The sequence below is a fragment of the Lacinutrix sp. WUR7 genome, from assembly GCF_016864015.1.
Classification (GTDB): Bacteria; Bacteroidota; Bacteroidia; order Flavobacteriales; family Flavobacteriaceae; genus Oceanihabitans.
The window spans coordinates 2,864,314-2,879,545 of the sequence record NZ_CP045067.1; the positions used below are offsets into that span (position 1 = coordinate 2,864,314).

Consider the following 15,232-nt stretch of genomic DNA (forward strand, 5'->3'; position numbering starts at 1 on the left):
TTTAGTGTTTATCTTAACTCTGCGCCAAGCTGTTTTTCAAAATTTGCTTGTAGCTTATTCATAATCTTATCAATCTGCTTGTCGGTAAGTGTTTTGTTTTCATCTTGTATTGTAAAACTAACCGCATAACTCTTTTTACCTTTTGGTAAGTTTTTACCTTGATAGACATCAAACAAATTCACGGCTTTTAAAAGCTGCTTTTCAGTTTGTTTCGCAATAGTATGAATAGACTCAAAAGAAACAGCATCATCTAATAATAAAGCAAAATCTCTACGTACTTCTGGGTATTTCGGAATTTCTTTAAATTTAATTTTATTGTGTTTTGCAACTTCAATAATATTATCCCAATTAAAATCTGCGAATAATACTTCTTGGTTAATTCCAAAATGCTTTAAAATATTTTTCTTTACTAAACCAAAGCTCACTAGTTTGTTTTTTCCTAAACCTAAAGTTAATCCTTCGCTAAAAATAGCATCTTTAGTTGGTGTTTCTTTAAATCTAGAAATACCTAAACGTTCTAATATACTTGTGATTGTTCCTTTAAAGTAAAAGAAGTCACTAGGTTTGTTTAAACCATTCCAGGCTTCAGCAGTTCTATTTCCAGTTACTAAAAGTGTAAGATGCTTATGTTCTTCACGATTTTCGCCAAAGTTATGGTAGGTCTTTCCGAATTCAAAAAACTTAACATTACTACGTTTTCTATTAATATTATAAGAAAGTGCTTCTAAGCCAGAAAATAAAAGCGATTGTCTCATTACCGACAAATCGTTACTTAAAGGATTTAGCATTACAATATTATGTTCTTCTTTTAGCTGCTCGTCTAATTTAATATATTCAGGAGTAGTTAGCGAGTTAGCAAGCATTTCATAAAAACCTTGGGACGCTAATTGGTTACCAATAATATTTTGCAATTTATGATCTTCAAATTTTGAAGAGTTAGAAATAGAGGCGTTTAACTTATTTGTAAAACCAATATTATTATAACCATAAACACGTAAAATTTCTTCGATGATATCTGCTTCGCGTTGCACATCATTTCGGTATGCAGGAACGGTTAAACCTAATCCCGTTTCGGTTACATTATTTATTTTTATATCTAAAGAACTTAAAATACGTTTAATAGTTTCTTTTGGTATTTCTTGACCAATTAGTTTTTCCGCATTATCAAAACTTAAACGGACTTGGAAGTCTTCTATTTTATTAGGGTATGCATCAATAATATCACTAGTTATTTCTCCTCCAGCAAGCTCTATAATTAATAAAGCAGCACGTTTTAAGGCGTATTCTGTAATGTTTGGATCAATACCTCTTTCGAATCTAAAAGAAGCATCGGTGTTTAATGCGTGACGTTTTGCCGTTTTTCTAATACTAATCGGATTAAAATATGCACTTTCTAAAAAGATACTTGTGGTGTGTTCTGTAACTCCAGAAGCAATTCCGCCAAAAACACCAGCAATACACATTGGCTTTTCTGCATCACAAATCATTAAATCGTCTTCGTGTAATTCTCTTTCTACCTCGTCAAGCGTTGTAAATTTTGTTCCAGCAGCAACGGTTTTTACTTCAATTTTATTTCCTATAATTTTGGCAGCATCAAAAGCGTGAAGTGGTTGACCAAGTTCATGTAAAACATAATTGGTAACATCTACAACATTGTTTTTCGGAGTTAAACCAATAGATTTTAATCGGTGTTTTAACCAATCTGGTGATTCTGAAACTTTTATACCAGAAATAGTAACTCCGCAGTATCTTGGTGCTAATTCTTTGTTTTGTACATCTACGTCAATCTTTAGCGTTCTGTTATCTACGTGAAAAGCACTAACGGATGGCGTAATTAACTCTACATTAATATCTTTTTGTAAAAAGCCAGCTTTTAAATCTCTTGCAGTTCCATAATGACTCATGGCATCTGCTCGGTTTGGTGTAAGTCCGATTTCAAAAACCTGATCGTTTTCAATATTAAATAGAGCAGAAGCAAGCGTACCAACAACAGTATCCTCGGCTAAAACCATAATGCCATCGTGCGATTTTCCTAAACCTAGTTCATCTTCTGCGCAAATCATTCCATGGCTTTCTTCGCCACGAATCTTTCCTTTCTTAATCGTCCAAGCTTCACCTTCTTCGGTATATAAAGTACTTCCAATAGTAGCAACAGGTACTTTTTGTCCTGCAGCAACATTAGGTGCGCCACAAACTATTTGAACAGGAGTTTCGGCGCCAATATTCACTGTGGTTATTTTTAATCTGTCTGCATTTGGGTGTTGTATACATGTTAGCACTTCACCAACCACAATACCTTTTAATCCTCCTTTAACAGACTCGTATGCATTAATTCCTTCTACTTCTAAACCTAAGTCTGTAAGTAGTTCTTCGGTTTGTTCTGCTGTCCAATCGGTTTTTATAAACTGTTTTAACCAGTTGTATGATATTTTCATTGCCCTTCTTTAAATTGAAATGCAAAGATAAAATAATGCAGCTAGCATTCAAGCATTGTTATAAGTTTTGTAGCATGAGTTTTTGGTAAATTAAATATGAAGAATAAAAGTGTAATATTTAATACGCAATTAATACAGATTGTATAATTATTTCGTGATAATATTAACTTATCTTGCGCTCCTTTATTTGTAGTCAATATAAGTAATGTAAAAAGGTATATCATGGAAAACAATCGCAACAAGGAAGACAAAGTAACACAGATAAATAAAGTAATAGAAAATTACTTTAACACTAATACAGATAAAGATTGGATTCCTGCAAAAGACATCATGCAAGATTTAATACAAGCAGGTGTTTTTAATAAAGATACTAAAAAGGGATTGCCTCTTCGAAAAGTTTTACGAGATTTAGATAAGCAAGATTTACTAAATACAATTCCTTCTGTACATGCACAACGTACGGAAACTGCTGTATATTGGTACTTGGTAAGAGAAGGAGCTACGTTTGTTCCTGATGAAACGGAAACCGCTGCGTCTAAAAAGGAAAAAGTAAAAAGCAAAAGAGAGAATAGCGACGAATTCTATATTTTAGATCTTTGTGACGAATTACTTAAAGAAAAAGCTTCCCGTAAACATACCTTTTCTTTTTTATTAGGTGATATGCATAAAAAAGGAAAAACAAGAACAAAATTACCTTTGGCAGCCTTTTATAAAGATGCAAACTTAGTTATTGAGTTTTTAGAAAAACAAAACAAAACAGAGGCGGATCTAGAAAAATTAGATGCGATGACTGTTAGTGGTATTACTAGAAATGAACAAATAAAAAAATACAACAAAAGAAGAAAGCTGGTATTGCAAAAAAAGGAAATCAATTTGATTGAAATTGATTATTCTTTATTTGAATGTGATAATAAAAAGAATTTAAGTCGTAAAAAAGATAGTGATATCGCGCTTCTTAGAAAAATACTTACGAAGTATATAAAATAACTTACCGAAAATATTCCGATAAGTTATTTTAATACCTTGTTGCTTTTTAGCAGGTATATGGCTTTTTTATATACTTGCTACAAATTGCTTAAACACTTTTTTGTGAAGCTCTAAGTCTAGATTTGGCGAAAGGGAAGCGCGAACAATATAATCTTTATCGCCTTCTTTAGTAGTTCCTTGTGTTGACGTTGCTGGAATGGTCCAGTAACAACCTTTTAATTGTCCGTAACTCACACAAAACTTACTCTCATTAGGAATTTCTGTAATCATTAAATGAATTAATTTAAGATTAAGTGCTCTTTTGTATGTTTCTCTTTCTGCATCTGTATTTCCTTTTGTTGGAAGGTCTAAAGAGAACACAGAAGGGGTGAAGCCTTGTTCTGCTAACTCTTCCGATACAAAATTGATTTTTGCTCCTGGTAAAGTATCCTGAATAAAGTTTACAAATTCACGAGTATTGGTATATGCGTCTATAATTCTCTGATTCATAGAAGGCAGTTGCTTTGCTAATATTTCATATTGAAGATTGGTAGCTTCGTTATCACAAAGAGCTAAATGCATTTCAATTTTTTCCATTAAAGCAATGGTTTTTTGATTTCCTACGCAATAACCAGCTGTACATTTCCCGCCACTTGGGAATTTAGAGCCACTAGCAAAAGAAATGGTTCTAACGCTTGATAGAATATCCTCTTTTCCTAAAAAGTGTACATTCGGACAAAATGTTTGGTCTAAAATAAAAACAGGGTCGATAGCAATTGCACCAGTCGCCGTTTTACGTTCTCTACTTAAAACTTCTTTTAATTGAATAAGATCAGGAACTTCTACTCTTGGGTTTGTTGGTATTTCGGCAATGATATAAGGTATCGCATCTTGATTTGCAATTTCGGTTAAAACGCTATCAATACTTTGCACCATATCATTATCACCGTCTACTAGAAGATCTACTATTTCTACATTATCCATACAGGCAGCAACACGTCTCGCTTGGTCATTGGTACCACCATAACAATTTGGAGGAACTACAATTTTAATCGCTTTTCCTTTGTGATTTTCTAAGGCATCGTGAATTAATCCCATTAAAATGGCATACTGAATAGATAATCCGCTAGAAGCCACTAAAGGTTTTGTTTGTGTCGCTGTAATTGCTGTAACAGATTCTAAGACACTTGTTTTACTTGCAGTGTCTCTTTGCTTGTTTGTGATAGAAGATTGCTCTATTAATGCTTTTAAAGCAGTAAGACAATTAGCAGGCGTCATTGCGATGGATTCTCTACGACGTACATGTTGAATATCGGAAACATAATTTTCATTTTGCGTGCCGTTAACTATTAGCACACTTCCTAAATGTCCATGTAAATGAATGAAAAAATCCACATTAGGATTACTATCTATAGCGTTGATTTTATCCTCTTGAGAAAGGAAAATACTAGTTCCGTTACATTTAGGAATATCTGCTATCTTTTCAACTTGCTTTAATTCGAAGGTATAGCCATAAATGTTTCTCAGTGTTTCTGCATCAAAACATGCCGGTAATTCTCCTGTATAAGCGATTTGTGTGTTTTTATTTTCTAATAAGTTTTTTCTTAGAATAGCCAAAACAGGCATAGTCTTCGAGGAAAAACTGATTACATTTTCTGATTTTTGATCCTGCAAGTTTGCAAGTGTCCATTCTAGTACGCAAGATAAAGGATGGCCTAATCGAATATAATCATAAGCAGTTGGTAATTCCTTTAATGCGGAAGGAGTGAAATCATTCTTGTTAAATAAGTTTTCCAACTGTTCTGTAAACTGAACTTTCGCTAACTTTTCATCATAAATATCTAATCGATGCGTTGTTAGGTTTAGCCAGTCTGTTGGCATGTTTTCTATTACGTTCTTTATATAGTTTAGCATTGTATTTGCTTTCATAATGTTTGCTTTTAAATAGGTCTGCAAGGTACAGTAATTAGTTTTTTTTATGAAGCGTTATAAGATAGTTTTAAGATATTTAACTTAATGTTTATGAGCTTGAGAATTCAATAATGGTAAGATGCTTGATTATATGAAAAAAGTACAGAAAGATGATTGTAAATGCTTCTGTATTTTAATAATGGTATAATAAAAACGCTAATTATTTGGCATAGACAACAGAAGAATAGGTTAGCTCATAGCTATGCCATCGAAAGTCAGTACAAATTTGATTTGAAATGTTTTACGGTCGTTTCCAAAAACATCGATACACGTTTATTTGAAGCGATTATAGGTGTTTCGAATAAGATGTTCACGCAAACTGTTGGAGAATTAGAGAAAGACAGTTTGATTCCTAGAAAAGTATATCCCGTAGTTTCTCTTAAACTAGAGTACACGCTAAGTACTCCTGGTGAATCTTTGGAAAGCGTGTTATGAGGTTTAGGTGCTTGCTTGGGTTTAGAGAATGTGAAGCGTTAGTAAATTGTTTTGCATTAAAATCAAGATATATGCGGTCGTGTTCTTATTGTTCCTTTTTACAAAAGACTAATCCCAAATTATAGGTAGCTCATCGGGAAAATACTCAATAAGCTTATAGTTTTTATTAAAAAGCAAGTCCGCTTGTTTTTCTTTATTTAATATAGATTCTATAAGTTTTAATTGCTCTAAACTTTTAATATCAATATGTATCTGATTTTCTAAACGCAATGAATATTCTCTATTTAAAGTAGCTTGCACTATATCATAATCTTCTTCGCCAATCAAAATTAATTTTATTAAATCATTATCAAACTGAATTTTGTAACTGTAAACATAAAAACTATTTAAAGAATTAACTCCGCTTATTGCTCCATTTCCTATTTTCCATGGTTCGTATTTGTATAAATATACTTTTGCGAATTTTGGATTAAAAGCATTTGTTTTGTGTTTAAAAACTTTTATAAATCGCAAATTTGATTCATCAGAAAACAAAGGGCATTTGCCAATTTCTAATTTCGCTTCGTCTATACTGTAATCAGGTCTAGATTCAGTCGCAGGACTTTTAATTACTTTTTTAGGAGGTTCAATATGTCTAATTTGCGAAAAACTTGTCGCAGTGCATACTAGGAAAACGAAAAGTATAGTGAATTGTTTCATAGTTGTAATTTACAAATTTATTGGCAGTCTGCAAACAGTATAGAATAACCAATATGAATTTACGATTTATTAACAGTTTGTACAGTAGTTTAGGATATGTAATTCCAAATATTTCGATACTTACTCATTTGTCTGTAGGTATTTAAAATACTTTGGTTTAGTGTGGATGCTAAAGAAGGGTCTTTACTAAGCACTTGTTTGGCATGAAAGCGCGCCAATTGTAATATGTCGTTATCTTTAACAATATCGGCAATTTTAAGGTTTAAAATACCACTTTGCTGCGTTCCCATGATATCTCCAGGACCACGTAGTTGTAAATCTACTTCGGCAATCTCGAAACCATCACTGGTTCTAACCATGGTTTGTATTCTTTTTTTGCTGTTTTCGGAGAGTTTATGGCTGGTCATAAGTATACAGTAACTTTGTTCTGCACCACGACCAACACGACCACGTAATTGGTGTAATTGTGCTAAACCGAAGCGTTCTGCACTTTCTACAATCATAACAGATGCATTTGGTACATTAACACCAACTTCAATTACTGTAGTGGCAACCATGATTTGCGTTTCACCTTTAATAAAACGTTGCATTTCAAAATCTTTGTCTGCAGGTTTCATTTTTCCATGTACAATAGAGATTTGATATTCTGGCATTGGGAAATCTCTAGAGATACTTTCATAGCCATCCATTAAATCTTTATAGTCCATTTTTTCGCTTTCTTGAATTAAAGGATAGACGATATAAACTTGTCTTCCTTTTGCAATTTCATCACGAATAAAACGGAAAACTTTTAGCCGATTTCCATCGTATCTGTGGACCGTTTTTATAGCCTTTCTTCCTGCTGGTAATTCATCAATTAAAGAGATGTCTAAATCACCATAAACAGACATGGCTAATGTTCTAGGAATTGGTGTTGCGGTCATTACCAAAATGTGCGGAGGAGAGGTGTTTTTCTTCCATAATTTACTTCTTTGTGCAACCCCAAATCGATGCTGCTCATCGATGATTGCAAGTCCTAAATTCTTGAATTTTACTTTGTCTTCCAACAGCGCATGTGTACCTATTAAGATCTGTAATTCGCCATTTTCTAGCTCCTCGTGGATTTTCTTTCTTTCTGAAGTATTACTTGAACCTGTTAATAGTTTAATGCTGATATTCAGTTCTTTACACGACTCAGTTAATCCGTTATAGTGCTGTACTGACAAAATAGCAGTAGGCGCCATTAAGCAAGCTTGAAAACCGTTGTCAAGCGCTATAAGCATTGACATTAGTGCTACAATGGTCTTTCCGGAGCCAACATCTCCCTGTAAAAGGCGATTCATTTGTGCATTGCTTCCTAAATCGTGACGAATTTCTTTTAAAACGCGTTTTTGTGCATTGGTTAATTCGAAAGGTAAATGGTTCTTAAAAAAGGAATTAAAATAATTTCCAACCGTTGGAAAAGGAAAGCCTTTTATCTTCGATTTATGGATTAAGTTTTTTAAAATTAATTGTAATTGTATGTAGAATAATTCTTCGAATTTCAGCCTAAATTGTGCCTTAGAAAGTAGCTCTTGTGTCTTTGGAAAATGGATGTTAAAAATAGCTTCTGGTTTAGAAACTAATTTTAGTTCTGTGCGAATATTTTCAGGTAAGGTTTCTACGAATTTTCCATTACTTTCTAAAAATAATTGTTGCATGATTTTGGTCATTACACGATTGGTAATTCCCTTGTTAGAAAGTTTTTCGGTAGAAGGATAAATGGCTTGCATCGAAGAACGTAAATTCTCTTCATGTACTTTTTGAAGCTCAATATCTGGATGTGGCATATTAAACTTGCCACTAAACCAGTTGGTTTTTCCGAAGATTACATAGGGCGTATTGAGTTGTAAGCTTTCTCGAATCCATTTTTGTCCTCGAAACCAAACCAGTTCCATCGTTCCGGTTTCGTCTTGAAAGGTTGCAACGAGTCTTTTGCCGCGTTTTTGAGCAATTTCTTCAAACTTTATAATCTTACCAACTATTTGAACATCTGCATTGTTACGCTGTAATTGGTTGATTTTGTAAAACTGTGTTCTGTCTATATATCTATTCGGAAAAAGATTAAGAAGATCTTGATAGGTATGAATACCTAACTCCTTGCGAAGCAAATCAGCACGATTTGGTCCAACACCTTTTAAATAATCTATAGGGGTTTGCAGGTTTATACTCATAAAGAACGAAATTAGTGTTTTTGGATATATTTTAAAAGAAAAGGTTTGTCATTCCTGCTTTCACAGGAATCATAAAAAATTGTATTTTGGCGTAATGATTGTAATTCAAAGAGCTATGAAGCGTATTTTGTTTTTATTCCTAATCCTGTTTTCTCTTGTTGTAAAAGCGCAACAGACAGATTTTGTGGATTTTAAAAAGGTAGATGCTGTGGTATTTTTTAATCAGATTCGAATAGATAGTACGCTTTATGATTCTTATGAAGCGCGCTTCGATATCCTAAAAAAAACAGATTCTATTTATTTAGACGCTGTGCATATGAAGTTTAAGAATATTGCTTTAAACGGAAAGAAAATCAAATACAAGAACGATGGTAAAAAGCTGATTATCTATAAGAAATTCAAGCCTTCCGAAGATAATAAACTGCAATTCTTATTTTTCGCTTCCCCTAAAAAAGCCATGTATTTTGTGGGCTGGGAGGATGAAGCGCGAAACCAAATCTGGACGCAAGGACAAGGGAAAAACACAAGTCATTGGTTACCAAGTATAGATGATATGAACGATAAAATAGAGTTTGATCTTACTTTTGCTGCTCCAAAAGGCTATGAAGTGATTTCTAACGGAAATTTGGTGTTAGAAAATGAGAGTTCCGATTATGTGCTCTGGAAATACGACATGGAAAAACCAATGTCTAGCTATTTGGCAGCATTGGTGGTTGGTAAGTATGCTAAAAAAGTGGAGATATCAAAAAGCGGTATTCCTTTGGAGATGTATTATTACCCGGAAGATTTGTTAAAAGTCGAACCAACATATAGGTATTCTAAAGAGATGTTCGATTTTTTGGAAGAAGAAATAGGGTTTGCTTATCCGTGGCAGAATTACAAACAGGTTCCTGTGCATGATTTCTTGTATGCAGGCATGGAAAATACGAGTTGTACTATTTTTTCGGATGCTTTTATGATTGACGAAATCGCCTTTGTAGATAAGAACTACGTAAATGTAAATGCTCACGAGCTTGCACATCAGTGGTTTGGCGATTTGGTAACCGAAACTTCGGGAACGCACCATTGGCTTCAAGAAGGTTTTGCGACGTATTACGCATTACTTGCAGAGCGACACGTTTTTGGGGATGACTATTACTATTTTAAATTATATGAATACGCACAAGAATTAGCAGCACAAGATCGATTAGGGACAAGTACCGAAGTTATGAATGCGAAAGCGAGTAGCTTAACGTTTTATAAGAAAGGAGCAATCGTTTTGCATATGTTGCATGAAAAAGTTGGGGATATCGCTTTTAAAACGGCAGTTAAGAGTTATTTAGAGAAGTATGCATTTCAAAATGTGGAGACAGATAATTTTATAGATGAAGTTGCGCAAGCAAGCGATCAAGATTTAAGTGCTTTTGTTGCTAAATGGTTACAAGACAAAACCTTTTACTATGAGGAAGTAGAAGCTTCTTTGCAAAGACAGTCTGCATTTATTGCTGAATACTTAATGGTAGATTGTGAAGCGGCTAATGCGAAGTGTGATTATTACTTGACTTCAGGGATTTCGGACGAAGCAAAAAGCAAGATAATTTCTCAGGTGCCAGGAAAAATTACTTCCGAAGTATTTAAAAATAGTATTAAGGTAAGGCAAGCAATAGCGCAAAGTGTAGTAGAAATACCTTCCGAGTTAAAGAAAGATTATGAATCGCTTTTAGAAGATCAATCCTATGTAACTATAGAAACTGCATTATATAATCTTTGGACTAATTTTCCGAAAGAAAGAAGTGTGTATTTAGATAAAACAAAGCGTATTATTGGTATGCCTAATAAAAACGTTAGATTGCTTTGGTTAGCCTTATCTTTGGTGACTCCAGATTATGCTGTTGACGAAAAGAAAGCGCATTTAACGGAGTTAATTAGATATACCTCACCAGCATATAATTATGAAATAAGAATGCAAGCGTTTTCTTTTTTAGAATCTTTAGAGATTAGAAATGAGGTGATTGTAAATCATTATAAGCAAGCGGCACAACATCATAACTGGCGATTAAAAAAGTTTGCTAAAGCTTTTTTTGAAAAGCATAAAGAAAGTTTAAAAATAACTAACTAAAAATAATTTAATGCGAGCATTAGTAATATCTGGCGGAGGAAGTAAAGGTGCTTTTGCCGGCGGAGTAGCGCAATATTTAATAGAACATGAAAAACGCGAGTACGATATGTATTTGGGGACTTCTACAGGGAGCTTGTTAGTGCCGCATTTGGCGTTAAATGATGTTGGTAAGCTGTATGATATGTTTACAAATGTGAGTCAGCATAATATTTTTAGCGTAAACCCTTTTGTGCAGCATAAGAAAGACGGAAGAGAATATGTTTCTATTAATTATGTGAATTCTATTTGGCAGTTTATTAAGCGAAAAAGAACTTTTGGAGAAAGTAAAAGCTTGCGAAGACATATCAAGCGAAACTTTACGGAACAGGAGTTTAACGCGATTATAAAAAGCGGAAAAGATGTAGTGGTAACGGTTTCTAATCTTTCTAAAAATAGAGTAGAGTATAAGTCTATTAAAGAGTTTAGTTATGAAGCGTTTTGTAACTGGATCTGGATTTCTTGTAACTATATTCCGTTTATGTCTTTAGCAAAAGTAGATGGTTTTGAATATGCAGATGGTGCTTTTGGTTGTGTAGTGCCTATACGTGAAGCGGTTAAGCGTGGTGCGACAGAAATTGATGCAATTATATTGGAAAGTGAAAATATGGAGTACAATAAGGTGCTTGGTAAAAACCCTTTTTCATTGATGTTGAATTTATTTGGACACTTATTAGATCAGGTAGAAAAAAGTGATATTGCTATTGGTAAGTTGGCAGCAAAGCACAGAAACGTAAAGCTGAATTTATACTATACACCAACAAAGCTTACAGAAAACTCTTTGATATTTAGTAAAAAACTAATGACTGCCTGGTGGTTAGATGGTTTTTTGTATGCAGAAGATAAGCATGGCAAAGATTCTAGTACGGTTGCGGTAAAGTATTAATTACAGCACTTAAAACATTTTACTTACTTCGTCTTTAATGTAAGATAACCCAGCGTTACTTGGTGGGTGTCCTTCTATCATTTCGGTTAAAATAACTTCGCGAAGTTTGTTAGCTGAATCTGTTTTTTCTAATAAAGCAGCTTTTCGTATTAACTGAATAGTAGCGTTTTTTGAAGCGTTAACAACAATCCAACATTCCTCGGAAACGTATATTTGTTGGGCTAAATTATGCTCTAGCTCTTGTTCAATGGAAGCTATTAATAAAGATTCGTAATCTTCTTTACTTGAAGAAGTTGGGTGTACTCTTAAAAGTAATTTGGCAGGAATGATTCTTTCTAAAAAAAGTGTTAATCGTTCATACGCTTGCAAGCGAAGTGGGAACGATTCTTTTTGCAATTCTTTATGCATTAAAAAAGTTCTTCGGTTGTTTTCATTTTCTATATGTTCTCTAAAAAATAGAAAAGCAATTGCTCCTGTAACCAAAGCAGGAATGATATACATTAATAGGTTTAAAAGTTGTTGTTCCATAGTTTCAAATATACAATTACAAACATAAGTCGTTTTTTATAATGGCGCAAATTATCTGTTCATGGAATGAAACGGTAGTTTCGATATGTGAAAGCATCCTTTGGTTGAATGGTTGAGTGTAGTCTTTTTATTACATAGTATTTTGCAGAAGCTATTAATCAGTTACCAGTAAAGTAAATCGTCAGTGAGAAAACAGCCTTTTTTGCTGGCGATTCTTTTTTTAGTTGAAAAAGGGGTAACATTTCGCATCGTTTTTTGATATAGAAATAGAAAGCGAACAAAACGAAGCTTTTTTAATATTTAAAATTTAAGAATTATGAAGAAAACACTACTATTACTTGCTTTGATTATTGTAAGTGTAACACAAGCGCAAACGGTATTAATCCCTAATGGAGGATTTAATACAGATACTTCTGGTTGGAGTGTTACTGGAACAGATATTACTATTAGTGCTTATGCAGGCGAAATGTATTTTAATATTTCTGGTATATATACTAGAGATTTTTTATTAGATTCTCCTTCATTTTATTTGGAAGCAAATAAAACCTACAAATTATATACCGATTACCGAAATGTACAGAATGATATAATGATGGGAGATATCCCATTGGGTGGATTTTATGGTGTTAGTTTGAAGGATGTTAATGGTAATACAGTCCATAATGTTGGATTAGGTACTTGCCAGACAGGCGGCTATTTAGATTCTTGTAATTCTCAAAATTTTACAGTTATATCTAGCGGAACATATTATCTTGAATTTGATGGACAATATGGTCCAGAGCAAGAGTTTATAGTAGATAATGTAGGTTTTAGAGAGATTATTATTAATACTTTTAGTGGTGCAGTTACTTTAGATGTTAATAATGATGGTTGTGCTACATCTAGTGCAACAGTAGAAAATTATCCTATTCAAGTAAACGAAACAAACTCAAATACCAGTTATAATGTATTTACCGATGTTAATGGAGCGTTTACAGTAGAAACACAAAACATAACAGGAAACTTTGTAACACAAACAAATCATGCGATTTATGATGCAAGTCCGATAAACTACACCAATGTAGTTACTGCAGGTGTTAATGATTTTACAAATCAAGATTTTTGTATCACACCAAATACCATTGCAAACGATGTACTTGTTAATATAATACCTACAACACAAGCTAGGCCAGGTTTTAATACGGCTTATCAAATAAAGTATACCAATTTAGGGAGTACTACCTTAAGCGGAGCTGTAGATTTGAGTTATGATAATACCAGTGTTACGTATTTAAATGCATCTACAACTCCAGATGCAACAACAGCAAGTTCTTTAAGTTGGAATTATGTAAACTTAATACCATTAGAAACAAGAACTATAGATGTTCATTTTAATGTTTTTACACCACCAACAGTAAACAATGGCGATGTTTTAGCGTACACGACTTCGATTACTCCAATAGCTGGAGATACTACACCAGCAAATAATACCTATACTTTTAATCAGATTACTATTGGTTCTTATGATCCTAATGATGTAACCATTCTGGAAGGGCCGTTAATTTCTGAAACGCAAGCAGATGATTATTTAGCGGTAATTATTAGGTTTCAGAATACAGGAACAGCTTCAGCAATTAATATTACTGTAGAAAATACTTTAGATGCTTTTTTTGATTGGAGCACTTTTCAGCCAATAGCAGCAAGCCATAACTATAGTACCGTTATTAGTAATAGTAATGAAGTAGATTTTGTTTTTAACGGTATTAATCTAGCAGATAGTACAACAGATGAACCGGGAAGTCATGGTTGGGTTTTTTATAGAATAAAACCAAAAAGTACGTTTGTTATAGGAGATGTTATTTCAAATAAAGCAGATATTTATTTTGATTATAATTTGCCAATTATTACCAACACTGCAACTACAGAGATAGATGCTACACTTTCAGTAAATGAAATTGCTGTTAACGAAAATTTATTTACTGTTTTTCCGAATCCTACAAAAAATAAGATTACTGTATCTATTGAAGCAGAAGCTGCTTATAGTATCGTTTCTGTAAATGGGCAAGTAATTAAACAAGGACAGCTTCAAAAAGGAGATAACACATTAAATACTTCTAATCTATCTAACGGTTTGTACTTTTTACAAGTAAGAACGAAGGAAGGTGTTTCCATTAAAAAAATTATTAAGCAATAAAATAATAGATGTATCCCGAACTATTCAAATTCCATTTATCCGATTTTTTGGCAAGCCTTTTTGGTGTGCAGGAAGTTACCGTTTATACCTATGCAACTTTAATTGCATTAGGTACATTAATAGCAGCGCTATATACTAAGAGGACAGCAAAAAGAGAGTTGGGAATAAGTAACTTACCTAATTCCTTTTTCTATGGGATTTTTGTTGCAGGTTTTGTTGGTGGAAAGTTGTTTTACTATTTACAAGATCCTTTGTTATACATGCAAAAACCAAGTTTAATGTCTGATAATTTTTCAGGAGGTTTTGTGTTTTATGGATCGTTTGTAGTGATTATCCCTTATGTTATTTGGTATTTAAAAAAGCACGACATTCCTGTTTTACCAATGCTAGATATATTTGCAATCACGACTACTATCGTGCATGCCATAGGTCGATTAGGTTGTTTTGCTGCAGGATGTTGTTACGGAGCGCCAACAGATAGTGGTATCGGATTAGTTTTTCCAACAACACATGGTATTTCCGTACATCCAACACAATTGTATGAAGTGACGCTATTACTAGTAATTATGATATCGTTATTAGTAATTAAAAAGTACAAACAATTTAATGGACAGATTTTCTTTCTCTATTTAATGATATATGCTTTTGGAAGAGGAATATTAGAGCTTTTTAGAGGAGACGATAGAGGTTTTGTAATTGAAAATTTATTGTCACACTCCCAGTTTATAGGAATATGCCTAATCGCTATTTCGACATATTTCTATTATATTTTTTATAAACAAAATAACGTAAACACAATTAATATATAAAAAG

General features: G+C 33.2%; 11 protein-coding genes. 6 read left to right on the plus strand and 5 right to left on the minus strand.

The genetic code is table 11. The annotated features are described in order from the left end of the window. Positions 1-8 precede the first annotated feature (8 nt). On the minus strand, positions 9-2,435 hold the full coding sequence (pheT, locus tag FG167_RS12555; RefSeq protein WP_203458585.1) for a phenylalanine--tRNA ligase subunit beta: 2,427 nt from the start codon (positions 2,433-2,435) through the stop codon (positions 9-11). Between the two features lie 222 nt (positions 2,436-2,657). On the opposite strand from pheT, the gene FG167_RS12560 reads away from it, so the two are divergent. After that, the gene (locus tag FG167_RS12560) at positions 2,658-3,422 is read left to right on the plus strand and encodes a hypothetical protein (RefSeq protein WP_203458586.1); all 765 of its coding nucleotides are present in this window, start codon (positions 2,658-2,660) and stop codon (positions 3,420-3,422) included. 66 nt (positions 3,423-3,488) lie between these two features. Here the strand turns inward: FG167_RS12560 and FG167_RS12565 are convergent, their stop codons facing one another. After that, a complete protein-coding gene (locus FG167_RS12565; RefSeq protein ID WP_203458587.1) occupies positions 3,489-5,330 on the minus strand; it encodes a PLP-dependent transferase in 1,842 nt (613 codons plus the stop codon). Positions 5,331-5,492: 162 nt separating this feature from the next. On the opposite strand from FG167_RS12565, the gene FG167_RS12570 reads away from it, so the two are divergent. Further along, positions 5,493-5,807 (plus strand): winged helix-turn-helix transcriptional regulator, encoded by a 315-nt coding sequence (locus FG167_RS12570; protein WP_203458588.1) that lies wholly within the window; start codon positions 5,493-5,495, stop codon positions 5,805-5,807. A 108-nt stretch (positions 5,808-5,915) separates the two neighbouring features. Here the strand turns inward: FG167_RS12570 and FG167_RS12575 are convergent, their stop codons facing one another. Together FG167_RS12575 and recG are read right to left on the minus strand one after the other, a co-directional pair. Continuing rightward, the gene (locus FG167_RS12575) at positions 5,916-6,506 is read right to left on the minus strand and encodes a hypothetical protein (protein WP_203458589.1); all 591 of its coding nucleotides are present in this window, start codon (positions 6,504-6,506) and stop codon (positions 5,916-5,918) included. Positions 6,507-6,595: 89 nt separating this feature from the next. Beyond that, complete coding sequence (recG, locus tag FG167_RS12580; RefSeq protein WP_203458590.1) at positions 6,596-8,698, minus strand: ATP-dependent DNA helicase RecG; 2,103 nt, start codon at positions 8,696-8,698, stop codon at positions 6,596-6,598. Between the two features lie 94 nt (positions 8,699-8,792). Between recG and FG167_RS12585 the strand changes: the two genes are divergently transcribed. Next, a complete protein-coding gene (locus FG167_RS12585; RefSeq protein WP_239004388.1) occupies positions 8,793-10,796 on the plus strand; it encodes a M1 family metallopeptidase in 2,004 nt (667 codons plus the stop codon). A 10-nt stretch (positions 10,797-10,806) separates the two neighbouring features. After that, positions 10,807-11,718 (plus strand): patatin family protein, encoded by a 912-nt coding sequence (locus FG167_RS12590; RefSeq protein WP_203458591.1) that lies wholly within the window; start codon positions 10,807-10,809, stop codon positions 11,716-11,718. A gap of 9 nt (positions 11,719-11,727) precedes the next feature. Here the strand turns inward: FG167_RS12590 and FG167_RS12595 are convergent, their stop codons facing one another. Next, on the minus strand, positions 11,728-12,246 hold the full coding sequence (locus FG167_RS12595) for a hypothetical protein (protein WP_203458592.1): 519 nt from the start codon (positions 12,244-12,246) through the stop codon (positions 11,728-11,730). A gap of 316 nt (positions 12,247-12,562) precedes the next feature. On the opposite strand from FG167_RS12595, the gene FG167_RS12600 reads away from it, so the two are divergent. Together FG167_RS12600 and FG167_RS12605 are read left to right on the plus strand one after the other, a co-directional pair. Next, a complete protein-coding gene (locus FG167_RS12600; protein ID WP_203458593.1) occupies positions 12,563-14,419 on the plus strand; it encodes a T9SS type A sorting domain-containing protein in 1,857 nt (618 codons plus the stop codon). Positions 14,420-14,427: 8 nt separating this feature from the next. Further along, positions 14,428-15,228, plus strand: coding sequence for a prolipoprotein diacylglyceryl transferase (locus FG167_RS12605; RefSeq protein ID WP_203458594.1), 801 nt, complete (start codon positions 14,428-14,430; stop codon positions 15,226-15,228). Positions 15,229-15,232: the final 4 nt, after the last annotated feature.

Bases quoted from the DNA above. Each gene is read 5' to 3' on its own strand.
- FG167_RS12590 (WP_203458591.1), top strand. From the start codon at position 10,807: ATGCGAGCATTAGTAATATCTGGCGGAGGAAGTAAAGGTGCTTTTGCC.
- FG167_RS12595 (WP_203458592.1), bottom strand. From the start codon at position 12,246: ATGGAACAACAACTTTTAAACCTATTAATGTATATCATTCCTGCTTTG.
- recG (WP_203458590.1), bottom strand. From the start codon at position 8,698: ATGAGTATAAACCTGCAAACCCCTATAGATTATTTAAAAGGTGTTGGA.
- FG167_RS12585 (WP_239004388.1), top strand. From the start codon at position 8,793: ATGATTGTAATTCAAAGAGCTATGAAGCGTATTTTGTTTTTATTCCTA.
- FG167_RS12600 (WP_203458593.1), top strand. From the start codon at position 12,563: ATGAAGAAAACACTACTATTACTTGCTTTGATTATTGTAAGTGTAACA.
- FG167_RS12575 (WP_203458589.1), bottom strand. From the start codon at position 6,506: ATGAAACAATTCACTATACTTTTCGTTTTCCTAGTATGCACTGCGACA.
- FG167_RS12560 (WP_203458586.1), top strand. From the start codon at position 2,658: ATGGAAAACAATCGCAACAAGGAAGACAAAGTAACACAGATAAATAAA.
- FG167_RS12565 (WP_203458587.1), bottom strand. From the start codon at position 5,330: ATGAAAGCAAATACAATGCTAAACTATATAAAGAACGTAATAGAAAAC.
- FG167_RS12570 (WP_203458588.1), top strand. From the start codon at position 5,493: ATGCTTCTGTATTTTAATAATGGTATAATAAAAACGCTAATTATTTGG.
- FG167_RS12605 (WP_203458594.1), top strand. From the start codon at position 14,428: ATGTATCCCGAACTATTCAAATTCCATTTATCCGATTTTTTGGCAAGC.
- pheT (WP_203458585.1), bottom strand. From the start codon at position 2,435: ATGAAAATATCATACAACTGGTTAAAACAGTTTATAAAAACCGATTGG.